The 23,505-nt window shown below is 72.7% G+C and carries 19 protein-coding genes; 16 read left to right on the forward strand and 3 right to left on the reverse strand.

The features are described from left to right. Positions 1–227: 227 nt before the first annotated feature. Positions 228–1,532 (forward strand): hypothetical protein, encoded by a 1,305-nt coding sequence (locus EES41_RS20155; protein WP_123079763.1) that lies wholly within the window; start codon positions 228–230, stop codon positions 1,530–1,532. 36 nt (positions 1,533–1,568) lie between these two features. On the opposite strand, the gene EES41_RS20160 is transcribed toward EES41_RS20155, so the two are convergent. After that, the gene (locus EES41_RS20160) at positions 1,569–2,576 is read right to left on the reverse strand and encodes an ATP-binding protein (protein WP_073797914.1); all 1,008 of its coding nucleotides are present in this window, start codon (positions 2,574–2,576) and stop codon (positions 1,569–1,571) included. 109 nt (positions 2,577–2,685) lie between these two features. Here EES41_RS20160 and EES41_RS20165 point away from each other — a divergent pair, with 109 nt between their 5' ends. Beyond that, complete coding sequence (locus tag EES41_RS20165; protein WP_123079764.1) at positions 2,686–3,507, forward strand: oxidoreductase; 822 nt, start codon at positions 2,686–2,688, stop codon at positions 3,505–3,507. Positions 3,508–4,321: 814 nt separating this feature from the next. On the opposite strand, the gene EES41_RS20170 is transcribed toward EES41_RS20165, so the two are convergent. Next, the gene (locus tag EES41_RS20170; protein ID WP_123079765.1) at positions 4,322–5,188 is read right to left on the reverse strand and encodes an HAD family phosphatase; all 867 of its coding nucleotides are present in this window, start codon (positions 5,186–5,188) and stop codon (positions 4,322–4,324) included. Positions 5,189–5,677: 489 nt separating this feature from the next. Here EES41_RS20170 and ssd point away from each other — a divergent pair, with 489 nt between their 5' ends. The 7 genes from ssd (at position 5,678) to EES41_RS43090 (ending at position 10,750) form a co-directional block, all read left to right on the forward strand. Continuing rightward, positions 5,678–6,844 carry a septum site-determining protein Ssd gene (gene ssd, locus EES41_RS20175; RefSeq protein ID WP_123079766.1) on the forward strand — a complete coding sequence of 389 codons (1,167 nt, stop codon included), beginning with the start codon at positions 5,678–5,680 and terminating at the stop codon, positions 6,842–6,844. After that, positions 6,841–7,989: a TadA family conjugal transfer-associated ATPase gene (locus tag EES41_RS20180; RefSeq protein ID WP_073774257.1), complete on the forward strand. Its 1,149-nt coding sequence runs from the start codon at positions 6,841–6,843 to the stop codon at positions 7,987–7,989. Before ssd ends, EES41_RS20180 begins: the two co-directional genes overlap by 4 nt. Next, positions 7,986–8,870, forward strand: a complete 885-nt coding sequence (locus EES41_RS20185; RefSeq protein WP_123079767.1) for a type II secretion system F family protein — start codon at positions 7,986–7,988, stop codon at positions 8,868–8,870. The genes EES41_RS20180 and EES41_RS20185 overlap by 4 nt, the downstream gene beginning before the upstream one ends. After that, entirely contained in the window at positions 8,870–9,646 is a 777-nt protein-coding gene (locus EES41_RS20190) for a type II secretion system F family protein (RefSeq protein ID WP_123079768.1), read from the forward strand. The genes EES41_RS20185 and EES41_RS20190 overlap by 1 nt, the downstream gene beginning before the upstream one ends. A 36-nt stretch (positions 9,647–9,682) precedes the next feature. Further along, positions 9,683–9,880 (forward strand): DUF4244 domain-containing protein, encoded by a 198-nt coding sequence (locus EES41_RS20195; protein WP_123079769.1) that lies wholly within the window; start codon positions 9,683–9,685, stop codon positions 9,878–9,880. Then, positions 9,867–10,265: a TadE family type IV pilus minor pilin gene (locus EES41_RS20200; protein ID WP_123079770.1), complete on the forward strand. Its 399-nt coding sequence runs from the start codon at positions 9,867–9,869 to the stop codon at positions 10,263–10,265. The genes EES41_RS20195 and EES41_RS20200 overlap by 14 nt, the downstream gene beginning before the upstream one ends. A 137-nt stretch (positions 10,266–10,402) precedes the next feature. After that, a complete protein-coding gene (locus EES41_RS43090) occupies positions 10,403–10,750 on the forward strand; it encodes an Rv3654c family TadE-like protein (protein ID WP_302186189.1) in 348 nt (115 codons plus the stop codon). A 595-nt stretch (positions 10,751–11,345) separates the two neighbouring features. Here the strand turns inward: EES41_RS43090 and EES41_RS20210 are convergent. Next, positions 11,346–13,820, reverse strand: a complete 2,475-nt coding sequence (locus EES41_RS20210) for a DEAD/DEAH box helicase (RefSeq protein WP_123079772.1) — start codon at positions 13,818–13,820, stop codon at positions 11,346–11,348. An 81-nt stretch (positions 13,821–13,901) separates the two neighbouring features. Here EES41_RS20210 and bldG point away from each other — a divergent pair, with 81 nt between their 5' ends. The 7 genes from bldG (at position 13,902) to topA (ending at position 23,431) form a co-directional block, all read left to right on the forward strand. Then, the gene (gene bldG / locus EES41_RS20215) at positions 13,902–14,243 is read left to right on the forward strand and encodes an anti-sigma factor antagonist BldG (protein ID WP_008743037.1); all 342 of its coding nucleotides are present in this window, start codon (positions 13,902–13,904) and stop codon (positions 14,241–14,243) included. An 89-nt stretch (positions 14,244–14,332) separates the two neighbouring features. Further along, positions 14,333–14,761 carry an ATP-binding protein gene (locus EES41_RS20220; protein WP_008743038.1) on the forward strand — a complete coding sequence of 143 codons (429 nt, stop codon included), beginning with the start codon at positions 14,333–14,335 and terminating at the stop codon, positions 14,759–14,761. A gap of 386 nt (positions 14,762–15,147) precedes the next feature. Beyond that, positions 15,148–17,556, forward strand: coding sequence for a sodium-translocating pyrophosphatase (locus EES41_RS20225; protein ID WP_123079773.1), 2,409 nt, complete (start codon positions 15,148–15,150; stop codon positions 17,554–17,556). Between the two features lie 138 nt (positions 17,557–17,694). Beyond that, complete coding sequence (locus tag EES41_RS20230) at positions 17,695–18,258, forward strand: small secreted protein (protein ID WP_123079774.1); 564 nt, start codon at positions 17,695–17,697, stop codon at positions 18,256–18,258. Between the two features lie 221 nt (positions 18,259–18,479). Further along, complete coding sequence (locus EES41_RS20235) at positions 18,480–20,018, forward strand: methyltransferase (RefSeq protein ID WP_123079775.1); 1,539 nt, start codon at positions 18,480–18,482, stop codon at positions 20,016–20,018. 101 nt (positions 20,019–20,119) lie between these two features. Then, a complete protein-coding gene (locus EES41_RS20240) occupies positions 20,120–20,317 on the forward strand; it encodes a hypothetical protein (protein WP_008743042.1) in 198 nt (65 codons plus the stop codon). A gap of 267 nt (positions 20,318–20,584) precedes the next feature. Beyond that, positions 20,585–23,431, forward strand: coding sequence for a type I DNA topoisomerase (gene topA, locus EES41_RS20245; RefSeq protein WP_123079776.1), 2,847 nt, complete (start codon positions 20,585–20,587; stop codon positions 23,429–23,431). Positions 23,432–23,505 lie beyond the last annotated feature (74 nt).

Genomic DNA, 23,505 nt, shown 5'->3' on the forward strand with positions numbered 1-23,505 from the left:
CGTCTCCTCGGGGGAGGGGTGAAGCGGCGGGAGTTTCAACACTCAGTAAACGAATGGTAATGGAGAGTAAAGGGTGGCGGTAGGGAATGGGGGCAAATGGCCTACGAATTAGCGCTGCCGGGTGATTAAGCATTTTGTACGGCTTGTCACATCTTCTTCAAAGCAGATCGCGTGGGACGTTGCGGCGCGGAAGTCCTGCGATGGAACTGCGAGGGAGAGGTGGACGGATGATCACCGCCACGAAGAAGATCGCCGGTGGCCTGGTCGCCGCGACGCTGGTCCTGTGCGCTGCCGGCTGCTCGGAGTCCGGGAAGTCCCCGTCCGGCGCCGGCCGCAACGGCCCGAAGGGGGCCGCCGCCCCGGTGGCCCCCGGCAGTGTCCTGCGGCCCATCGGCGACGGCTCGACCGCGTACACCGGCCCGCAGCCGAACGTACAGAAGGCGCAGAAGCTGAAGCCCGGCGAAAAGCCGCCGCAGTTCGTGGTGTTCTCGTGGGACGGGGCCGGCGAGGACAGCCAGAAGCTCTTCTCCCACTTCCGGGAGGTCGGCAAGGAGTACAACGCCCGCATGACGTACTTCCTCAGCGGCGTGTACATGCTCCCGGAGGAGAAGCGGGACCTCTACACGGCCCCGCAGCACTCCCCGGGCCACTCCGAGATCGGCTTCGGCGACCTCCAGGGCATCAAGGACACCGCCACCCAGGTCCGAGCGGCCTGGATGGAGGGCAACGAGATCGGCACCCACTTCAACGGCCACTTCTGCGGCCCCGAGGGCGGCGTCGGCACCTGGTCGGTGGACGAGTGGAAGAGCGAGATCAGCCAGGCCAAGTCGTTCGTCAAGAACTGGAAGACCAACGCCGGGCTGAAGAGCATGGACCCGCTGCCCTTCGACTACGACAAGGAACTCATCGGCGCCCGCACCCCCTGCCTCGAAGGCCAGAAGAACTTCATGCTGGCGGCGAAGGACCTCGGCTTCCGCTACGACTCCAGCGGGATCAGCAAGCAGATCTGGCCCAAGAAGACGGAAGGGCTCTGGGACCTCCCGCTCCAGCTGGTGCCCATGCCGGGCCGTGCCTTCGACACGCTGAGCATGGACTACAACTACATGGTCAACCAGTCCGGCACGACCACCCAGGGCGACCCCTCGCAGCACGCGTACTGGGGCGAGCAGATGCGGGACGGGCTGCTCCAGGCCTTCGAGCGGGTCTACCAGGGCAACCGCGCCCCGCTGATCATCGGCAACCACTTCGAGTCCTGGAACGGCGGCACCTACATGCACGCCGTGGAGGACTCCATCAAGAGCATGTGCACCCAGAAGGAGGTCCGCTGCGTGCCGTTCCGCGAGCTGGCCGACTGGCTGGACGCGCAGGACCCCAAGGCGCTGGAGTGGATGCGCGGCCTCGACGTCGGCGAGGCGCCGAAGGACGGCTGGACGAAGTTCCTGACGGCGGGTCCGCCGCCGCGGCCGGCCGCCCCCGTCGAGGCCAAGCCGGCCGCGGGCGCGGCCGCGTCGGAGTCCGAGGAGGAGCACTGACGGGACCCGGCCGCGGCTGGCGGGGGCTGGCAGGGGCTAGCGGGGGCCGCTGACGAGGCTCCCCTCCATCCCCTTGCTCAGCCCCTCGTGGAGCACGAACTCGGGGTCGACCTGCGCCGCCAGGTCGACCCCGGTCTTGGTGTTGCCCCAGCTCTCCGCGTTGCGCAGGTGGAAGTGCACCATCTGCTCGGTGTACCGGTCCCAGTCGCGGTGGGCGTACGAGTCGTCCGCCGCGTCCTGGAGCGTCTGGAGGGCGAACCGGTTGGTCGCCTCCAGCAGCTCGAAGGCGGCCGGCCGGCCCTTCTCCATCGCCCGCACCCAGTCGGAGTGCCCGACGGTGACCAACAGGTCCTCGCCCACCTCGTCCTGGAGGAACTCGACGTCCTCCGGCCCCTGGACCTTGTTGCCGATCACCTTCAGGCAGACCCCGAAGTCCCGCGCGTACTCCTTGTACTGGCGGTAGACGGAGACGCCCTTGCGGGTCGGTTCGGCGACCAGGAAGGTCACGTCGAAGCGGGTGAACATGCCCGACGCGAAGGAGTCGGAGCCGGCCGTCATGTCGACGACGACGTACTCGTCGCGGCCGTCGACCAGGTGGTTGAGGCAGAGCTCCACGGCCCCGACCTTCGAGTGGTAGCAGGCCACGCCCAGGTCGGACTCGGTGAACGGGCCCGTGGCCATCAGCCGCACGGGCTCCCCGTCGAGCAGGACCGTGCGCGCGCAGGCCTCGTACACGGGGTTGTCCTCGGAGACCCGCAGCAGGCGCGAGCCGGACCCGGGCGGGGTCGTCTTGATCATGGTGTCGGCGGACGCGATGCGCGCGTTGGCGCCGCGCAGGTACTCCTTGATCAGGGGCAGGTGCGCGCCCATGGCGGGCAGCGCGGCGGCCTCGTCCTCGCCGAGGCCGAGGGCGGCGCCGAGGTGCTGGTTGATGTCGGCGTCCACCGCGACGACAGCGGCTTCATTGGCGGCGAGGTGGCGGATGAAGAGGGAGGACAGCGTGGTCTTCCCGCTGCCGCCCTTTCCCACGAAAGCGATCTTCATGTTCACCAAGCGTAGCGGGTTGGTCGCGTTGAGTGGTCTGGGTGAGTGAAGAAGACCACTCCAAGGAGGGGTCGGTGGTACGGGCGCGCAGTGCGTAGGCTCCCTACTTATGAGTAGCGCTTCTGACCCGCTGGCCCCCCTGGGTGCGCTCCCGGGTGTGGCCGAGTCCGTGGATTCCGTACGCAAGGCCGTGGACCGGGTCTATGGCCACCGGGTCATGCGCCGTCGCAGCGGGGAGATCACCTCGGAGGCCGCCCTGCGCGGGGCCCGCGGGAGCGCGGCGCTGTCCGGCGCGGACTGGGGGCTGGAGGAGGTGCGCCGCCGGACCGACTTCGGCGCGGAGCGCGAGGCGCGCACCGTGGGCGCGGCGCTGCGGCTGACGGCGGAGGCCGGGCAGCTGCTGAGCATCTGGCGCCAGTCGCCGCTACGGGTGCTCGCGCGGCTGCATCTGGTGGCGTCGGGCTCGACGGCCGACGGGGACATCGTGGGCCGCCCCCGCCTGGCGGGGGAGCCGGTGGACGAGCCGCTGGTCGAGCTGCCGCTGCCCAGCGCTCAGGAGGTCGCGGGCCGTCTGGACGGGCTGTCTCGGCTCATCATCGCGGGAGGTTCCGCCCCGGCGCTGATCACGGCGTCGGTGGTGCACGGCGAACTCCTCGCCCTCCGGCCGTTCGGCTCGTACAACGGCCTGGTCGCGCGGGCCGCGGAGCGCATCGTGCTGATCAACAGCGGGCTCGACCCGAAGGCGATCTGTCCGGCGGAGGTCGGCCACGCGGAGCAGGGCTCGGACGCGTACCTGGCGGCCTTCGAGGGCTATGTGTCCGGCACTCCGGAGGGGATGTCGGCCTGGATCGCGCACTGCGGCCGGGCGATCGAGCTCGGGGTCCGCGAGTCGACGGCGGTCTGCGAAGCCCTGCAGCGCGGCGCGGCCTGACCCCTGACAACGGGTTGCGGCGACACCGTCCAACTTTGGTGTCGCCGCTGGCATTCACGTCCAGGTACCAAGCGTCCTCGATATATGCCCATCAGGTCGGGAACTTTGCCCGTCACCTGGTGCGGCTGGCCCGTAATCGACGGGTCGACGTCGCGTGGGTGCTCGACGTTCATGCTTCGGTCCGTGGGCCTTACTGCGTTTTAAAGATGATCCTCTCGGATGTTCTTTGGTCTCGCGGGCCGTTGACTCCTTTGTACTCCGCTTCCGAGCCATGCGAAACCCCTGGCCCCGGTTCTTTACTTTCCAGGACGTTTCCCCGCGATCCGGACACCCGACGTCTCGGCCCCGCCGGCACTGGAACCCACCCCCCGAGTGGACCGGCCCCTCCAGCCTCGCCGGCGCTTGAGGCGCGACGTTGGGCTGTGGCGAGCTCCCAGCCCGGCTTGAGGCCCGGTCGGGGCGGGGAGCCCGCCACTCCAGCCTCGCGGCGGGGTCGGGGGCGGAGCCGGCCACCCCAGCCTCGCCGGCGCTTGAGGCGCGGGTCTGGGCAGAGCCGGCCACCCCAGCCTCGCCGGCGCTTGAGGCGCGGGTCTGGGAAGAGCCCGGGAAACGGTGAAAGGGCGGGGCGGGGAGAAAAGCCCACGCAGCGGGGCAGCGATCCAGCAGCCGGCGGGGCGGCGCGCGCCGGGCCGACGCGCGGCCGGGCCGACGCGCCCACGCGCGGCCGGGCCGACGCGTGCCGGGCCGACGGGCGCCCGGCCCCGTCCGGGTCAGGGGCGCCCCGGGCTCGCCCCGGCCCGGCCCGGGCCCGGGGTCAGGCCGAGCCGCCGGCCAGCGCACGCCGCCGACTGGCGTACCAAACCAGCCCTGCGGTAGCGGCGGCAGCCCCCACGGCGGCGGCAGCGACCAACGCCGGCCGCCCGCCCATCGAAAACCCCGGCAGCCGCTGCTTCAACCGCACCGGCCGGTTGAACACCAGCACCGGCCACTCCCGCGCCACCGCCTCCCGCCGCAACGCCCGGTCGGGGTTGACCGCGTGCGGATGCCCCACGGCCTCCAGCATCGGCACGTCCGTGATCGAGTCGCTGTACGCGTAGCACCGCGCCAGGTCGTACCCCTCGGACTCCGCGAGTTCCCGTACTGCCTCCGCCTTCGTCGGGCCGTAGGCGTAGTACTCGATCTCCCCGGTGAAGCAGCCGTCGTCGCCGACCACCATCCGCGTGGCGACGACCCGGTCCGCGCCGAGCATCTCGCCGATCGGCTCGACCACTTCCGCGCCGGAGGTCGACACGATCACCACGTCACGCCCCGCCGTGTGGTGGGCCTCGATCAGGGACGCGGCCTCGTCGTAGATGATCGGGTCGATGAGGTCGTGCAGGGCCTCGGCGACGATCTCGCGCACCTGCTGCACGTTCCACCCCTTGCACAGGGCGGACAGGTACTCCCGCATCCGTTCCATCTGGTCGTGGTCGGCGCCGCCGGCCAGGAAGATGAACTGGGTGTACGCGGTGCGCAGCACGGCCCGGCGGTTGATCAGACCGCCTTGGTAGAAGGACTTGCTGAACGTCAGAGTGCTCGACTTCGCAATGACCGTCTTGTCCAAGTCGAAGAAGGCTGCGGTACGAGGCGAGGAGTGCGGCAAGGGCTGGTTTTCCACGCCCCGAGCATATGCGCCCACCATTCGGCGTAAGGTGTGGCGCGTGGGTTTGCCTGAGAAGGCTCTCGGGTACACCATGGAAGTCACGGATCGTTCGCGACCGTGCTAACCCGGTCTGGCTCCTCCCCCCCCCGAGTCGGACTGTGGGGACGACCCCCGCTCTCCCCCCCGGCGGGGGTCGTCGCATGTCCGGACGCGGTTTGCGTCCTCTGCCTTCGGCCCTTGGTGACCATCTCCCCGGCCCTCCTCTTCGTGGGCCCGCGTGCCGCAAGCCCTTCACCCCGTCAGACGCGTGACGCTCCGTAGTTGTTCCGGCGCGCTCTGGAACTCACCTGACGGAGTGGCGAAGTTATTCACAACGGCAGGGTTGTCCACAGTTTTCGGGCAAGATCCACTTCTTTTTCCGGATCCCGTCACCGTGATTCCAGCCGCGAAGTCCGCGGCCTTCGGATTTGCGGTGAGAAGGGGGCGGAGATCGTGGCTGGATCGAAGTCGTGTGAAGCACCGGAGCGCGTGCTCGTCGGTGGAGGCGGGCGGTCGGCCCGTGCGGTCGCGGCCGGGACGGCGGGCGGGCGGCCGCTGATCATCACCGAGGACCCCCTGCTGCTCGATGACCTGCTGCGGCTCTGCGCCGCCGCGGGCGCCGAGCCGCATGTGCGCCACGCGGTGCCCGAGCAAAGCGGTACCGGCGGTACCGGCGGTGCGGCAGGAGTCGAAGAGGTGCGCGGGGGAGTCGGCTGGGAGTCCGCGCCGCTCGTGCTCGTCGGGGACGATGCCGCCCGGAGGGTGCGCGGTGCGCCCCGCCGGGACGGCGTGTTCCTCGTGGGCCGGGAGCTGGACGATCCCCTGGTGTGGCGGCGGGCGGTGGAGATCGGCGCCGAGGAGGTGCTGCGGCTCCCCGACGCCGAGAGCCGGCTCGTCGACCGCATCGCCGATGTGGTCGAAGGCGCCGGGAAGCCGGCCCTCGCCGTGGGGGTGATCGGCGGCAGCGGCGGGGCCGGCGCCTCAACGCTCGCCTGCGCCCTCGCCATCCGGGCGGCCCGGGCCGGCGAGCGGACCATCCTCATCGACGGTGACCCGCTCGGCGGCGGGATGGACGTCCTGCTGGGCGGCGAGGGCGCCGAAGGGCTGCGCTGGCCGGACTTCGCCGGGTCGCGGGGCCGGGTCGGCGCCGGAGCGCTGGAGGAGTCCCTGCCCGAGCTGCACGCGCTGCGGGTGCTCAGCTGGGACCGGGGAGAGCGGGTGGTGGTGCCGCCCGCCGCGATGCGGTCGGTGCTCGCCGCCGCCCGCCGCCGGGGCGGGGTCGTGGTGGTGGATCTGCCGCGCCGGGTCGATGAGGCCGTGGCCGAGGTGCTGGCCCAATTGGACCTGGTGCTGATGGTGGTGCCGGGCGAGTTGCGGTCGGTGGCCGCGGCGGGCCGCGTCGCCGCCGGGGTGCGGATGGTCGCCCGGGACGTCCGCGTCGTCGTACGGGGCCGCTGCCCCGGCGGGCTCGACGCCGAGACGGTGGCCGGGCTGCTGGGTGTTCCGCTGGCCGGCGAGGTCCCGGTCGAGCTGGGGCTGCCCGGGCGGGTGGCCGAGGGGGAACCGCCGGGGGCGCAGCGGCGCGGCGCGCTGGCCCGGTTCTGCGACGGCTTCTGGCAGCGGGCGCTCGGTGCCGCCCCGGGGGTGCCGGCATGAGCGCGGTACTGCTGGACGCGGTGCGCCAGCGGCTCGCCGAAAGCGGCGCGGAGCCGACTCCGGCGAGGGTCGCGGCCGCCCTGCGGGCCCAGGGCCGGCTGCTCGGTGATGCGGAAGTGCTGGGCGTGGCCGCCGAGTTACGGTCCGAGCTGGTGGGAGCGGGCCCGCTGGAGGCGCTGCTCGCCGATCCGGAAGTCACCGATGTGCTGGTGGCGGCCCCGGACCGGGTGTGGGTGGACCGCGGCGGGGGGCTGGAGCTGACCGGGGTGACCTTCCGGGACGCCGAGGCCGTGCGCAGACTCGCCCAACGGCTCGCCGCCGTCGCGGGACGGCGGCTGGACGACGCCCGGCCGTGGGTGGACGCCCGGATGCCCGACGGAACCCGGCTCCACGCGGTTCTGCCACCGGTCGCGGTCGGGTCGGCCTGCCTGTCCCTGCGGGTGGTGCGGCCCCGGGCGTTCACGCTGGAGGAGCTGGTCGCCGCCGGGACGCTGCCGCCCGGCGGGCAGAAACTGCTCCGGGCGATGGTGGAGGCCCGGCTGTCGTTCCTCGTCTCCGGCGGTACCGGGACGGGGAAGACGACCCTGCTCAGTGCCCTGTTGGGGCTGGTGGGCCCGGCGGAGCGGATCGTGCTGGCCGAGGATTCGGCCGAGTTGCGCCCCGATCACCCGCATGTGGTGCGGCTGGAGACGAGGCCGGCCAACCAGGAGGGCGCGGGCCTGGTCACGCTGGCCGATCTGGTCCGGCAGGCGCTGCGGATGCGGCCGGACCGGCTCGTCGTCGGCGAGGTCCGGGGCGCCGAAGTGGCCACGCTGCTGGCCGCGTTGAACACCGGGCACGAAGGCGGCTGCGGCACCGTGCACGCGAACGCGGCCGCGCATGTCCCGGCCCGCCTGGAGGCGCTCGGGACGGCCGCCGGGCTCGACCGGGCCTCCCTGCACAGTCAGTTGGCGGCCGCGCTCAACCTGGTGGTCCATCTCGTCCGCGATCGGGACGGGCGCCGCCGCGTCGCCGAGGTGCACGTCCTGGAGCGGGATCCGGCGGGGCTGGTCGTCACGGTGCCCGCACTGCGCTGGGCGGCGCGCGGGTTCGTGCGGGAGCGCGGCTGGGAGCGGCTGGACCCGCTGATGGGCGGTGCGCGATGACCGCCGGGGCGGTGTTCGGGGTGCCGGTGTTCGCCGGGGTGCTGTGCGCCGGGGCTGCGGCCTGGGTGCTGGCCGGGGGCGGCCGGGTGTCCCGGCGGGCCCGGGTGGTGCTGGCCGGCGGCGGGCCCGTGGTGCCCGGCGGGCCGGTGCGCTGGGAGCGGCTGGTTGTCGGGGTCCGGGTGCGGGCGGCGGAGCGGCGCGAGTGGGCTTGCCCGGGAGTCGGGCTGCTGGTCGCGCTGTTGGGCGGCTCAGCGATCCCGGCGGTGCTGGGCATGGCGGCCGTACCGCTGGTGCGGCGGTGGCTGCGGGTCCGGGTGCGGGAGCGCGCGAGGGCGGCCCGGGCGGTGGGGGTGGTGGCCCTGTGCGGGGCGGCGGTCGGTGAGCTGCGGGCCGGAGCGCAGCCCGGGCAGGCGCTGACCGCGGCGATACGGCGTACGGCTTCGGGCCCCGGCGGCCCGGGCGCCGCGGAGGCCGCGGTGCTGGCCGCGGCGGCGTTCGGCGGGGACGTGCCGGGCGCGCTGCGGCTGGCGGCCCGGGAGCCGGGCGCCGAGGGGCTGGCCGGGATGGCGGCCTGCTGGCGGGTCTCCGTGGACGGCGGCGCCGGGCTGGCGGCCGGGCTGGACCGGCTGGAGGGGGCGCTGCGGGCCGAGCGGGACCGGCGGGAGTCGCTGCGGGCCCAGCTGGCCGGAGCCCGCTCGACGGCGGTGGTGCTTGCCCTGCTCCCGCTGGTGGGCCTGCTGATCGGTACCGGGCTCGGGGCGGACCCGCTGCGGGTACTGCTGCACACGCCGGTCGGGTGGGGCTGCCTGGCGGTGGGAGGGGCGCTGGAGGCGCTGGGCCTGCTGTGGTGCCGTCGGATCGTGCGGGCGGGGGAGTGGTGATGGGCGGGTTCGTGATCCACAGGCTGGGGATGGCGCTGTGCCTCGCGGTGGCGGCGCTGTGCGCGGGGTCGGCGGTGGCCGCCCGGGTGCGGGAGCGGACCGTCCGGCGCCGGATCGGGTCCCTGCTGGCGGCGGCGCCGGTGCGGCGCGGGCCGGTGGTGGGGTCGCGGATACGGGGCGTGGCGCGGGCCTGGGCCTGGCCGGCCGGGGCGCTGCTGGCGGGCTGGGTGCTGGTCGGCGGTGCGGTGGGAGTGCTGACCGGCTGCGGGGCGGCGTTCGGGGCATGGCGCTGGCTGCGCCGGGCGCGACCGCCGGCCGGGGTGGACCCGAAGGAGGCGGAGCGTCAGCTGCCCTTCGCCGCCGATCTGTTGGCCGCCTGTCTGGTGGCCGGGGCGGGCCCGGTGGAGGCGGCCGAGGTGGTGGGTGAGTCGCTGGGCGGCCCGGTGGGCGAGCGGCTGGCCCTGGCCGGGGCGGAGCTCCGGCTCGGCGGCGAACCGGGCGCGGCGTGGGGGAGGTTGGCGGAGATACCGGGCGCGCGGGGGCTGGCGGAATGCCTGGAGCGGGCGGCCCGCACCGGGGCGCCTGCGGCGGAGCCGGTCTCGCGGATGGCGGCGGCCCTGCGCGAGGACCGGACCCGGCAGGCGGGAGCCCGCGCCCAGCGGGCGGCCGTGCTCGTCACCGCGCCGGTGGGCCTGTGTTTCCTTCCCGCCTTTCTCGCGGTGGGGGTGGCTCCGGTGGTGATCGGAATGGCCTCAGGACTTCTCTCGCGTACCTGAAATCACATCAAGAACATAAACTGACTGGAGGTTGACATGAGGATCATCTGGTTTCGTGTGCGGGCGGCGCTGAGCGGTCGCCGGAGCGACGCGGGGATGTCCACTTCGGAATACGCCATGGGCACGATCGCGGCGTGTGCGTTCGCCGCCGTTCTGTACAAGGTGGTGACAAGTGAGGTGGTCTCCACGGCACTTCAGTCGACCATCGGGAAGGCGCTCGATGTGCCGTTCTGAGAAGACCCCGCAGCGGCGCCGGGAACGAATGGGCCCGGCCGGTGACCGGGGATATGTGACGGCCGAGGCGGCTCTGGTGATCCCGGCCCTGGTGCTGTTCGCGGCGCTGCTGGTGTGGGCGCTCATGGCGGCCGCCGCGCAGATCCGGTGCGTGGACGCGGCGCGGGCCGGTGCGCGGGCGGCGGCCCGTTCGGAGCCGGGGGACACCGCGGTGGCGGCGGCGAAGGCCGCCGCCCCGCCGGGGGCGGAGGTGGCGCTGGAGCGGTCCGGCGACCTGTGGCGGGTCCGCGTGACGGCGCCCCCACCCGGCCCGCGCGGCCTCCCGATCCGTCTCGGCGCGCTGGCGGTCGCCCTGGCGGAGGACATCGTAGGGCCCCCGCCATGACCCGCTCCCGGGCCCAGACCCCCATCCGGCCCAACGTCCCCACCGGAGATTGCCCGCCAATTCCGCCGCAGCCCCGACGCGCCTGCCGGGACCGGGTGCGGGACTGGCGACGCCGCCGCGGACGGGTCCCGAGGCCGGTGCGGATCGGGGCGGACCGGGGGTCGGCGACGGTGTGGGGGCTGGTCGTGGCCACGGGGTTGGTGGCGGTGTTCGGGGGCGTGCTGCTGCTCGGACAGGCGGTGGTCGCGCGGCACCGGGCCGCGTCCGCAGCCGACCTGGCGGCGCTCGCGGCGGCGGCGCGCTGGGCGCACGGCCCCGAGGCCGCGTGTGCCACGGCGATACGGGTCGCCGGGGCCCAGGGGGCGACCGTGACGGCCTGCACCCTGCGGGGCGAGGTCGCGGAGATCTCGGCCCGTGCCCCGGCCGGCCCGTTCGCCCCCAGGATCAGCGCCCGCGCGGGCCCTCCCCTGCCGCCCTCCGAGTAACGGCCCGGGCCCGGCCGCACCGACGCCCCGTGCTCCGCCCGGGCCCCCGCGTCCGTCGGCCCTGCGGTCCGGCGTGCTCCAGGGGGCACAGGTCCCGCCGGGACTGGCGGCAGGTCCGCGTGGTCCTACCGGCGGGAGCGCTGGCTGGACCTCGTGGCGGCTTCCGCCGGGAGCGCTGGCTGGACCTCGCGGGCGACTCCCGCCGGGGCCGGCGGCGGGGCCGCGCGGTGACTCGCGCCGGATGGGGGCCCAGGCGAGCCCTCGCACGCCTGAGCGGGCCGGGCAGCCGGTGTCCGGATAGCGGGGCCTCGGTGGTCCTCGGACGGCGCGTACGCGTCGTGTGCGGCCTCGTGGGGGCCGGTCCGGGATCCGGGCCCCACGAGGCCGCACAGCGTCGGCACCGGGCCCGGCCGGGCCCTGGGTCGACCCGGGCCTGGCTCCGTGTCGGCACCGGGTTCGGTCTGGCTTCGCGTCGGCGCCGGGCCCCGGACCGGCTCCGTGTCGGCACCGGGTTCGGTCTGGCTTCGCGTCGACACCGGGCCCCGGACCGGCTTCGCGTCGGCGCGGCCGAGGCGTGAACGGTGGGGCGGAGGGGCTACTGCGGGGTGTCGGAGGTGGGGGGTGGGGCTTCGGAGAGGAGGCGGGTGAGGAGGCGGATGGCGCCGCGTTTGTGCAGGGGGTCGTTGCCGTTGCCGCATTTGGGGGACTGGATGCACGAAGGGCAGCCGGCCTCGCATTCGCAGGCGGCGATGGCGTCCCGGGTCGCGGTCAGCCAGGCGCGGGCCGTGTGGAAGCCCCGCTCCGCGAAGCCGGCGCCGCCGGGGTGGCCGTCGTAGACGAAGACCGTCGGAAGGAGGGTGTCCGGGTGGAGCGGCACGGAGACGCCGCCGATGTCCCAGCGGTCGCAGGTGGCGAACAGCGGCAGCAGGCCGATGGAGGCGTGTTCGGCGGCGTGCAGCGCCCCGCCGAGGATCTCCGGGTTGATCCGGGCCTCGTCGAGCTGGTCCTCGGTGACCGTCCACCACACGGCCCGGGTGCGCAGGGTGCGCGGCGGCAGGTCCAGCTTGGCCTCGCCGAGCACCTCGCCGGTGATCAGCTTGCGCCGCAGGTACGAGACGACCTGGTTGGTCACCTCGACGGAGCCGAAGCAGAGCCTGCCCTGGCCCCAGGGGATCTCGGAGTCGGTCTCCAGGACGGAGATGGCGGTGGTGTCCCGGGCCGTGGTGGAGAACGGCGGGCTGGCCTCCTCGACCAGCGCGACGGAGTCCTCCAGGTCCAGGTGTTTCACCAGGTAGGTGCGGCCCTGGTGGAGGTGGACGGCGCCGTCGTGGACGGCGGTGTGCGCGGCGTCCCCGTCGACCGTGCCGAGCAGCCGCCCGGTGGCGGCCTCGACGATCTGCACCGGGCGGCCCCCGCCGCCCCGGATGTCGGTGAGGTCGCAGGCCCGCTCCCGCCGGGTCCAGTGCCAGGCGGTGGCCCGGCGGCGGAGCAGTTTCGCGGCCTCCAGCTGCGGCAGCAGCTCCCGCGCGGCCGGGCCGAACAGGGCGAGGTCCGGCTCCGTCAGGGGCAGCTCGGCGGCGGCCGCGCACAGGTGCGGGGCCAGGACGTACGGGTTGTCCGGGTCCAGGACGGTGGCTTCCACGGGCTGCCGGAACAGCGCCTCGGGGTGGTGGACCAGGTAGGTGTCCAGCGGATCGTCCCGGGCGACCAGGACGGCCAGGGCGCCCTGCCCGGACCGTCCGGCGCGGCCCGCCTGCTGCCACAGGGAGGCCCGGGTGCCCGGGTAGCCGGTGATCAGCACGGCGTCCAGGCCGGAGACGTCCACGCCCAGCTCCAGGGCGGTGGTCGCGGCCAGGCCCAGCAGCTCGCCGGAGTGCAGGGCCCGCTCCAGGGCCCGGCGCTCCTCGGGCAGGTAGCCGCCCCGGTAGGCCGCGACACGCCCGGGCAGGGAGCGGTCCACCTCGGCGAGCCGCTCCTGGGCGATCACGGCGATCAGCTCGGCGCCGCGCCGGGAGCGGACGAAGGCGACCGTCCGGACGCCCTGGACCACCAGGTCGGTCAGCAGGTCGGCGGTCTCGGCGGTGGCCGTGCGGCGCACCGGTGCGCCCTTCTCGCCGCGCAGCTCGGTCAGCAGCGGCGGCTCCCACAGGGCGAAGACCACCTCCCCGCGCGGCGAGGCGTCGTCGGCCACCTCGGTGACCGGCACCCCGGTCAGCCGGGACGCGGCGGCCGCCGGGTCGCTCGCGGTGGCGGAGGCCAGCAGGAACACGGGATCGGAGCCGTAGCGGGCGCACAGCCGCCGCAGCCGGCGCAGCACCTGGGCGACGTGGGAGCCGAATACTCCCCGGTAGGTGTGGCATTCGTCGATGACGACGTACCGCAGGGCCTTGAGGAACGAGGCCCAGCGGGGGTGGGCGGGCAGGATCCCCCGGTGCAGCATGTCGGGGTTGGTCAGGACGTAGTTGGCGTACTGGCGCACCCATTCGCGTTCCTCGAACGGCGTGTCCCCGTCGTAGACGGCGGGCCGGACGGCGTTCCCGAGCGGGGCGGCCAGTTCCCGTACGGCGCGCCGCTGGTCGGCCGCGAGGGCCTTGGTGGGGGCCAGGTACAGGGCGGTCGCGCCCCGCCCGTTGGGGGCTTCGGCGCCGTCGGCGAGGGCGGAGAGCACGGGGGCCAGATAGGCCAGCGACTTGCCCGAGGCGGTGCCGGTGGCGACGACCACGGACTCGCCGTCGAGGGCGTGCTCGGCGGCCGCGGCCTGGTGTTCCCACGGGTGTTCGATCCCGGCGGCCCGAATGGCGGCTACTACATCCGTTCGGATGCGGTCGGGCCAGACTGCATGACGACCCGCCCGAGGGGGCAAGTGCTCCGTATGGGTGATGCGCGCAGCTCGGGAAGGCCCCCGTGAGAGCCGGTCCAGAACCGTGCCCGGGGCGGGTCGAGGGTCCGCCGGTACCGTGGGCGGACCGGGGCGGTGAGTGTTGGCCATTGGAACCGAGTGTGTCACTGGCGTGCGGGACAATGGTCCCAAGGCGTCGTGCGCGCCTGCCGGTAAGTGATTGAATGCCATCGCGGCAGCCAATCCCTCGCCCACCTTCGGGTGGGGAGGCCCCTGGGGGGCGCCGCTCGATAGCAAGGTGCTGGAGGATCCGTGGACCTGTCCCTGTCGACTCGCACTGTCGGCGACCGTACGGTCGTGGAGGTCGGTGGCGAGATTGATGTGTATACCGCGCCCAAGCTGCGCGAGCAGTTGGTCGAGTTGGTGAACGACGGCAGCTACCACTTGGTTGTCGACATGGAGCGAGTGGACTTCCTCGACTCCACCGGCCTCGGTGTGCTCGTGGGAGGCCTCAAGCGCGTTCGCGCGCACGAGGGCTCGCTGCGTCTGGTGTGCAACCAGGAGCGCATCCTGAAGATCTTCCGGATCACCGGTCTGACCAAGGTGTTCCCGATCCACACCACGGTGGAAGACGCCGTGAACGCCACAGACTGACGGCTCCTGAACGTCAGGAGCAGGGGTACCGGACCGTCGGTCGGTCCGGGCCCCTGTCAAGGCACGCCCGTAGTCCGAGGGGGACGCGCATGGCCACCGTTGAACTGCGCTTCAGCGCCCAGCCCGAACACGTCCGGACGGCCCGCCTGGTCGCGGCCGCCGTGGCGCGCCGGGCAGGCGTGGAGGAGGCCCTGCTCGACGAGGTCCGCCTCGCCGTGGGCGAGGCCTGCTCGCGTGCCGTCGGACTGCACCGCGTCAACGGTCTGCTCGCGCCCGTCCGGGTGGTGTTGACGGAGGAGGAGAAGACCTTCTCCATCGAGGTCGGTGACGGGGTGCCCGGTGCGGCCGAGTCCGTGCCGGGCATCGCCGCCGTCCTCGACCCGGACATCGAGGGCGAGGACGAGATGGGCCTCGCGGTGATCAGCGGGCTCGTCGACGACGTCGAGGTGACCACCGGAGAGTCGGGTGGGACCATCAAGATGAGCTGGCCGGTGGCCGGCGCGTCCGACGTCGCCTAGCCCGGTCCTCTCCTCGGAGTGGCCTAGCTCGGCCCTCTCGCCGAAGTGGCGCCTGCGCGCCAACGGGAGGGGAGCCGGGACTTTCGCCGTGCCCGCGCGTCTCTTCTCGTACGGTCTGATCTTCTTTTGATCTTATTCAAGACCCTGTCAAGGCCCTGCCGAGTACCTTCGAGCAGGGCCTTTTCCATGCTCCCGCGCGCCCTTTTCCGGAAATTGATCAAGCGTCAATGCTTTTGCCCCATTACCACTTTCGGGGGTAATGGAGTGACGCGATCTATTGCTGAGGAGCAAGAGCAGGCCAATTCCGTTTCCCGCGCACTGTTTTGATCGGGGCGCGCTCCCTACAATCCGTCCACATCTTGAGCTCATCACGTCAAGGAGGACGAATGACGGGGCTCTTCACCCCCAACGCGCCGGTCGGTAACTCAGATCTGGCAGCCGCAGTACTCACTGATGACAATCGGCTCATCGTGATCGTCATTGCGGCGGTCGCACTCGCCGCACTCGTCGTCGCGCAGATCCTGGTCCGCCAGGTGCTCGCCGCCGACGAGGGAACCGATGCGATGAAGAAGATCGCCGCGGCCGTCCAGGAAGGCGCCAACGCCTACCTCGGCCGGCAGCTGCGCACCCTCGGCGTCTTCGCCGTCGTGGTCTTCTTCCTGCTCTTCCTGCTCCCCGCCGACGACTGGACGCAGCGGGCCGGCCGGTCCGCCTTCTTCCTCGTCGGCGCGCTCTTCTCCGCCGCCACCGGCTACATCGGCATGCGGCTCGCGGTCCGCGCCAACGTCCGCGTCGCCGCCGCGGCCCGCGAGGCCACTCCGGCCGAGGGCGAGCCCGCCAAGGACCTGACCGAGGTGTCCCACAAGGCGATGAAGATCGCCTTCCGCACGGGCGGCGTGGTCGGCATGTTCACCGTCGGCCTCGGTCTGCTCGGCGCCTCCTGCGTCGTCCTGGTCTACGCCGCGGACGCCCCCAAGGTCCTGGAGGGCTTCGGCCTCGGCGCCGCGCTGATCGCGATGTTCATGCGTGTCGGCGGCGGCATCTTCACCAAGGCCGCCGACGTCGGCGCCGACCTGGTCGGCAAGGTCGAGCAGGGCATTCCGGAGGACGATCCGCGCAATGCCGCGACCATCGCCGACAACGTGGGCGACAACGTCGGCGACTGCGCCGGGATGGCGGCCGACCTCTTCGAGTCGTACGCCGTCACGCTCGTGGCCGCGCTGATCCTCGGCAAGGTCGCCTTCGGCGACCTCGGCCTCGCCTTCCCGCTGATCGTCCCCGCGATCGGCGTCGTCACGGCCATGATCGGCATCTTCGCGGTCTCCCCGCGCCGCTCCGACCGCAGTGGGATGACCGCCATCAACCGCGGCTTCTTCATCTCCGCCGTGATCTCCCTGGCGCTGGTCGCGGTCGCCGTCTACGCCTACCTGCCGGCCACCTACAAGGAGCTCATCGGCGTCGAGGACGCCGCGATCTCCAACCACTCCGGAGACCCGCGGATCCTGGCCCTGGTCGCCGTGGCCATCGGCATCGTGCTCGCCGCCCTGATCCAGCAGCTGACCGGCTACTTCACCGAGACCACCCGCCGTCCCGTCCGGGACATCGGCAAGTCGTCCCTGACCGGCGCGGCCACCGTCGTCCTCGCCGGCATCTCGGTCGGCCTGGAGTCCGCCGTCTACACGGCGCTGCTCATCGGCCTCGGCGTCTACGGGGCGTTCCTGCTCGGCGGCACCTCGATCATGCTGGCACTCTTCGCGGTGGCCCTGGCCGGCACCGGCCTGCTGACCACCGTCGGCGTCATCGTCGCCATGGACACCTTCGGGCCCGTCTCCGACAACGCCCAGGGCATCGCCGAGATGTCCGGTGACGTCGAGGGCGCCGGGGCGCAGGTCCTGACCGACCTCGACGCGGTCGGCAACACCACCAAGGCCATCACCAAGGGCATCGCCATCGCCACCGCCGTGCTCGCCGCGGCCGCGCTCTTCGGCTCGTACAACGACGCCATCGCCACCGCGGTCAAGCAGGTCGGCGCCAAGGCCGGGGAGATGAACCTCAGCCTGGACATCGCCCAGCCCAACAACCTGGTCGGGCTGATCCTCGGCGCGGCCGTCGTGTTCCTGTTCTCCGGGCTCGCGATCAACGCCGTCTCCCGCTCCGCGGGCGCCGTCGTCTACGAGGTGCGCCGCCAGTTCCGCGAGCACCCCGGGATCATGGACTACTCCGAGAAGCCCGAGTACGGGCGCGTCGTGGACATCTGCACCAAGGACGCGCTGCGCGAGCTCGCCACGCCCGGCCTGCTCGCCGTCCTCACCCCGATCGCCGTCGGCTTCTCCCTCGGCGTCGGCGCGCTCGGCTCGTTCCTCGCGGGCGCCATCGGCACCGGCACCCTGATGGCGGTGTTCCTCGCGAACTCCGGCGGCGCGTGGGACAACGCCAAGAAGCTCGTCGAGGACGGCCACCACGGCGGCAAGGGAAGCGAGGCCCACGCCGCGACCGTCATCGGCGACACGGTCGGCGACCCGTTCAAGGACACCGCGGGCCCCGCGATCAACCCGCTGCTCAAGGTCATGAACCTGGTGGCGCTGCTGATCGCCCCGGCCATCGTGCAGTTCAGCTACGGCCCGGACACCAGCGCGACCGTACGTGCGATCGTCGCGGTCGTCGCCATCGGCGTCATCGTCGGCGCGGTGTACGTCTCCAAGCGCCGCGGCATCGCGGTCGGGGACGACGCCGAGGGCGAGGGCGCGAACGCCGAGCGGGTGGCCCAGCCGGCCGACCCGGCGGTCGTTTCCTGACCGTAGGACCACCGGAGCCAGGGTACGACCGAACGGCGGACAGGCGGCGCGGACAGACGCGCCGTCCGTCCGCCTTTCCGCGTGGCCCGATCGAGGGCGTGTATCTTCCGGCCGAGAGCCTTCGAAGGGACCAACCCGGTGAACAAGAAGATTGCGGCCGCAGTATCCGGCGGTGCGGTACTGATGCTCGTCCTGTCCGGGTGCGGCGGCGACGACAGTGACAAGAAGGCCGAGGCCTGGGCCAAGAAGGTCTGCGATGCCTGGCAGCCTGAGCTGAGGAAGATCGAGACGGCCAACGCGGACATCAAGCGCGTGTCCTCGGAGAGCAACAAGCCCGAGGAGGTCCAGAAGACGGACTCCGAGGCCTTCCAGACCATGTCCGACTCGTACAAGACGATGGGCGCCGCTCTGACGGGGGCGGGGGTGCCGCCGGCCAAGGAGGGCCAGGCGACCCAGGACGCCGCCGTGAAGGGCTTCGCGGACACCTCCAAGGGGTACGCGGACCTGAAGGCGAAGGTGGACGCCCTCGACGTCAAGGACCAGAACAAGTTCGCCGAGGGGCTCAAGGACGTGGCCAACGGCCTCGCCGAGGCCACCAAGGGCGGCGAGGAGGCGCTCGCCAAGCTGAAGGCGGGCGGCCTGGACAAGGTGATGAACAGCCAGAAGGGCTGCCAGGTCACCGTGGTCGCCTCGCCGAAGTAGCCCACGGCTCCCGCGGTACGTCGACCAGGGCGGCCGGGGTCCCCAGCGGACCCCGCGCCGCCCTGACGCGCGCCGGGGGCCGACTCCCGCGCGGCCGGGCGCGGCGCCGGCCGGGCGGCGGCGGCATGGTGCGGTGCGCAACTACGGCCGCGACTACCGCCGCGAGCGGTGGCGGCGTGGAGGGCGCGGCGATTGTCGGGGGCAGCGGACACAATGGAGGCGTGAGTACCACCAGCCTCCCCTCGCCCGAACACGCCGCCGAACTCCGCGGGGCCCTGCTCTCCGCCGGCTTCACCGCCGACGGGCTGCTCGACCTGCTCGGCGCCCCCGCCTACGCCGCCCTGGCCCGGAGCGAGACGGTCCCCGCCCTGCGCGCCACGCGCGTCGGCGGGGACAGCCCGCTCGCGACGCTGGTCCGGCTGTTCCTGCTCCAGCAGCCCGCTCCGTACGCGCACGCCGCCGGCGCCCTGCCCGTGGAGGCCGCGCTCGCCGACGGGTGGCTGCGGCGCGAGGGCGACGAGGTGCACGCCACGGTGGACGTGCGCCCGTACGGCGGCCCGGACGGCGAGGACTGGTTCATCGTCTCGGACCTCGGCTGCGCCGTCGGCGGGGCCGGCGGGATCGGCAGCCGGGGGCGTCAGCCGGGCACTGCCGTGGTCCTCGGCGTCGGCGGCGCCTCCACCACACTGGCCGGGATCACCGTCCGCGTGCCGGTCGCCACCGCGCTGGACCTCGGCACCGGATCCGGCATCCAGGCCCTGCACGCCGCCCACCACGCCACCCGGGTCACCGCCACCGATGTCAACCCCAGGGCCCTGGAATTCACCCGCCTCACGCTGGCGCTCTCCGGGGCGCCCGAGGCCGAGCTGCTCGCCGGGTCGCTCTTCGAGCCCGTCGGCGACGCGACGTACGACCTCATCGTGTCCAACCCGCCCTTCGTGATCTCGCCCGGCGCCCGGCTGACGTACCGGGACGGCGGCATGAGCGGCGACGACCTGTGCCGGACGCTGGTCCAGGAGGCCGGCGCGCACCTCAACCCCGGCGGGTACGCGCAGTTCCTCGGCAACTGGCAGCACGTGGAGGGCGAGGACTGGCACGACCGGGTCCGCTCCTGGGTGCCGCGCGGCTGTGACGCGTGGATCGTGCAGCGTGACGTGCAGGATGTGACGCAGTACGCAGAGCTGTGGCTGCGCGACGCGGGCGACCACCGCGCCGACCCGGCCGAGTACCAGCGGCGCTACGAGGACTGGCTGGACGAGTTCGAGGCCAGCAAGACCAAGGCCATCGGCTTCGGCTGGATCACGCTGCGCCGTACCGACGCGCCCGAGCCCTCGGTCGTCGTCGAGGAGTGGCCGCACTCGGTGGAGCAGCCGCTCGGCGACGCCGTCCTCGCGCACTTCGCCCGCCAGGACTACCTGCGCGCCCATGACGACGCCGCCCTGCTGTCCGGGCACTTCCTGCTGGCCGCCGAGGTCGTCCAGGAGCAGGTCGGCGCGCCCGGCGCGGAGGATCCGGAACACGTGGTGCTCCGGCAGAACCGCGGCATGCGGCGCGCCACCAAGGTCGACACGGTCGGCGCCGGATTCGCCGGAGTGTGCGACGGCTCACTCAGCGCGGGCCGGATTCTCGACGCGATCGCCCAGCTGATGCAGGAGGACCCGGTGGTGCTGCGCGACCGCACTCCGGAGGCGATCCGGATGCTCGTGGAGCAGGGGTTCCTGGAGCCCGTGAGCGGCCCGGCGCAGCGCTCGGCACCGTGATGTAACCCACGGTTCGCCCGCTGTTACCCGGGGGCTGTCAGGCTCGTCGGCAGGCGGGATCCGGGGGGATCCCGGGAGTGGCCCAGGGGTAGGGGAGCAACGTGGAAACCGGTCCGGCGATCTTCGCGGCGGCCGTGTTCCTGCTGTTCGGAGCCGCTCTGCTGGCCTGGACGGGGGCGCGCGTCCGCCATCGCGCGCCGGTGGCTGAAGGCGTGCGCCCCGTCGTGGCCGTCCCGCTGGCCGTACTGGCCGGCGGGACCGCCCTGGCCCTCGGCGTCTGGTGCCTCGCACGGCTGTGACGCGGCCGTGCGCGTCGAAGTGAACAACGAGTCGCGCCGGAGTTCCGGAGGCCGCCCGGGAGCGGGGCCAGACGGCCCTTTGGCCACTCGGCCCGGTGATCGGGACGGGCCCGGCACGGTATCGGGGCGGCAGAAGTGGCACTTGTCGGGTTACCGTTCGAGTGGCCGTTGCGGGCTTGTGCCGTTTGACACGGGGGCGGGTTGTACCGTCACACTCCGCAGCGTCGCCGTACTGCGACCGAGTGCCGACCGGAGAGAAGAGCCAAGTTGTCCCCGACTAGCGAGACCGCAAAGGGCGGCCGCCGACTCGTCATCGTCGAGTCCCCTGCCAAGGCGAAGACGATCAAGGGCTACCTCGGCCCCGGATACGTCGTCGAGGCGAGCGTCGGGCACATCCGCGACCTCCCGAGCGGCGCGGCCGAGGTTCCCGACAAGTACACCGGCGAGGTCCGCCGTCTCGGCGTCGACGTCGAGCACGACTTCGCGCCGATCTACGTCGTCAACGCCGACAAGAAGGCCCAGGTCAGGAAGCTCAAGGAGCTGCTGGCCGAGTCCGACGAACTCTTCCTCGCCACCGATGAGGACCGCGAGGGCGAAGCCATCGCGTGGCACCTGCAGGAAGTCCTCAAGCCCAAGGTCCCCGTCCACCGGATGGTCTTCCACGAGATCACCAAGGACGCGATCCGCGACGCCGTCGCCAACCCGCGCGAGCTGAACCAGCGCATGGTCGACGCCCAGGAAACCCGCCGCATCCTCGACCGCCTCTACGGCTACGAGGTCTCGCCGGTCCTGTGGAAGAAGGTCATGCCGAAGCTGTCGGCGGGCCGCGTCCAGTCGGTGGCCACCCGCCTCGTCGTCGAGCGGGAGCGCGAGCGCATCGCCTTCCGCACCGCCGAGTACTGGGACCTCACCGGAACCTTCTCCACCGGCCGGGCCGGTGACGCCTCCGACCCGTCCACGCTGGTCGCCCGCCTGAACACGGTGGACGGCAAGCGCGTCGCGCAGGGCCGTGACTTCGGCTCGAACGGGCAGCTCAAGAGCGAGGTGCTGCACCTCGACGAGGCGAACGCGCGGGCGCTCGCCGCGGCGCTGGCGGACACCTCGTTCGCCGTCCGCTCGGTCGAGTCCAAGCCGTACCGCCGCTCCCCGTACGCCCCGTTCCGCACGACGACGCTCCAGCAGGAGGCCTCGCGCAAGCTGGGCTTCGGTGCGAAGGCGACCATGCAGGTGGCGCAGAAGCTGTACGAGAACGGCTTCATCACCTATATGCGTACGGACTCCACGACGCTGTCCGAGACCGCGGTCTCGGCGGCCCGGGCGCAGGTCACGCAGCTCTACGGGGCCGACTACCTGCCGGAGAAGCCGCGCGTCTACGCGGGCAAGGTCAAGAACGCGCAGGAGGCGCACGAGGCGATCCGCCCTTCGGGTGATCGTTTCCGCACCCCGGCCGAGACCGGCCTGACCGGCGACCAGTTCCGCCTGTACGAGCTGATCTGGAAGCGGACCGTCGCCTCCCAGATGAAGGACGCCGTCGGCAACTCGGTCACCGTGAAGATCGGCGGCCGGGCCTCGGACGGGCGCGACGCCGAGTTCAGCGCCTCCGGCAAGACGATCACCTTCCACGGCTTCATGAAGGCCTACGTCGAGGGCGCGGACGACCCGAACGCCGAGCTCGACGACCGCGAGAAGCGGCTGCCGCAGGTCGCCGAGGGCGACGCGCTGAGCGCCGAGGAGATCACCGCCGACGGCCACTCGACCAAGCCGCCGGCCCGGTACACCGAGGCCTCGCTGGTCAAGGAGCTGGAAGAGCGCGAGATCGGCCGCCCGTCGACGTACGCGTCGATCATCGGCACGATCCTGGACCGCGGGTACGTCTTCAAGAAGGGCACGGCGCTCGTGCCGTCCTTCCTGTCGTTCGCCGTGGTCAACCTGCTGGAGACGCACTTCGGGCGGCTCGTCGACTACGACTTCACCGCCAAGATGGAGGACGACCTCGACCGCATCGCGCGGGGCGAGGCCCAGTCCGTGCCGTGGCTGAAGCGCTTCTACTTCGGCTCCGAGGACGCGACGGAGGTCGTACCGGCCAACGGCGACCACCTCGGCGGCCTGAAGGAACTGGTCACGGACCTGGGCGCGATCGACGCCCGGGAGATCTCCTCCTTCCCGGTCGGTGACGGCGTCGTGCTGCGCGTCGGCCGCTACGGGCCGTACGTGGAGCGGGGCGAGAAGGACGCGGAGGGCCACCAGCGGGCCGACGTGCCGGACGACCTGGCGCCCGACGAGCTGACGGTGGAGTACGCCGAGGAGCTGTTCGCCAAGCCGAGCGGCGAGTTCGAGCTGGGCAAGGACCCGGTGAGCGGGAACGAAATCGTCGCGAAGGACGGTCGCTACGGGCCGTACGTGACGGAGATCCTGCCCGAGGGCACGCCGAAGACCGGCAAGAACGCGGTCAAGCCGCGGACGGCCTCGCTGTTCAAGTCGATGACCCTCGACACGGTGACGCTGGACGAGGCGCTGAAGCTGATGTCCCTGCCGCGCGTGGTGGGCGCGGACGCCGAGGGCGTGGAGATCACGGCCCAGAACGGCCGCTACGGCCCGTACCTGAAGAAGGGCACGGACTCGCGGTCGCTGGAGACCGAAGACCAGCTGTTCTCGATCACCCTGGACGAGGCCCTCGCCATCTACGCGCAGCCCAAGCAGCGCGGGCGGGCCGCGGCCAAGCCGCCGCTGAAGGAGCTGGGCACGGACCCGGTCAGCGAGAAGCCGGTCGTCGTCAAGGACGGGCGCTTCGGGCCGTACGTGACGGACGGCGAGACGAACGCGACGCTGCGGCGGGACGACGACGTCGAGACGATCACGCCGGAGCGGGGTTACGAGCTGCTCGCCGAGAAGCGCGCGAAGGGCCCGGCGAAGAAGACCGCGAAGAAGGCGCCGGCGAAGAAGGCCCCGGCCAAGAAGGCGACGGCGACGAAGGCGACGGCCGCGAAGAAGACGACCACCGCCAAGAAGGCCGTCGCGAAGAAGACGGCCGCCAAGACGGCGACGGCGAAGACCGCGGCGGCGAAGAAGACCGCGGCCGCCTCGGCCTCGGCCTCGGCCGCCGCGGACGAGTAGCCTCCGGGCCGCCTCCGCCCGAGTGTTGCCCCCGGGGCCCGTGCGATCCGCACGGGCCCCGGGGCGTTCCCCGG

This window comes from Streptomyces sp. ADI95-16, from assembly GCF_003721495.1.
Classification (GTDB): domain Bacteria; phylum Actinomycetota; class Actinomycetes; order Streptomycetales; family Streptomycetaceae; genus Streptomyces; species Streptomyces goshikiensis.

Bases quoted from the DNA above. Each gene is read 5' to 3' on its own strand.
- EES41_RS20155 (WP_123079763.1), top strand. From the start codon at position 228: ATGATCACCGCCACGAAGAAGATCGCCGGTGGCCTGGTCGCCGCGACG.
- EES41_RS20160 (WP_073797914.1), bottom strand. From the start codon at position 2,576: ATGAAGATCGCTTTCGTGGGAAAGGGCGGCAGCGGGAAGACCACGCTG.
- EES41_RS20165 (WP_123079764.1), top strand. From the start codon at position 2,686: ATGAGTAGCGCTTCTGACCCGCTGGCCCCCCTGGGTGCGCTCCCGGGT.
- EES41_RS20170 (WP_123079765.1), bottom strand. From the start codon at position 5,188: ATGGTGGGCGCATATGCTCGGGGCGTGGAAAACCAGCCCTTGCCGCAC.
- EES41_RS20180 (WP_073774257.1), top strand. From the start codon at position 6,841: ATGAGCGCGGTACTGCTGGACGCGGTGCGCCAGCGGCTCGCCGAAAGC.
- EES41_RS20185 (WP_123079767.1), top strand. From the start codon at position 7,986: ATGACCGCCGGGGCGGTGTTCGGGGTGCCGGTGTTCGCCGGGGTGCTG.
- EES41_RS20190 (WP_123079768.1), top strand. From the start codon at position 8,870: ATGGGCGGGTTCGTGATCCACAGGCTGGGGATGGCGCTGTGCCTCGCG.
- EES41_RS20195 (WP_123079769.1), top strand. From the start codon at position 9,683: ATGAGGATCATCTGGTTTCGTGTGCGGGCGGCGCTGAGCGGTCGCCGG.
- EES41_RS20200 (WP_123079770.1), top strand. From the start codon at position 9,867: ATGTGCCGTTCTGAGAAGACCCCGCAGCGGCGCCGGGAACGAATGGGC.
- EES41_RS20210 (WP_123079772.1), bottom strand. From the start codon at position 13,820: ATGGCATTCAATCACTTACCGGCAGGCGCGCACGACGCCTTGGGACCA.
- EES41_RS20220 (WP_008743038.1), top strand. From the start codon at position 14,333: ATGGCCACCGTTGAACTGCGCTTCAGCGCCCAGCCCGAACACGTCCGG.
- EES41_RS20225 (WP_123079773.1), top strand. From the start codon at position 15,148: ATGACGGGGCTCTTCACCCCCAACGCGCCGGTCGGTAACTCAGATCTG.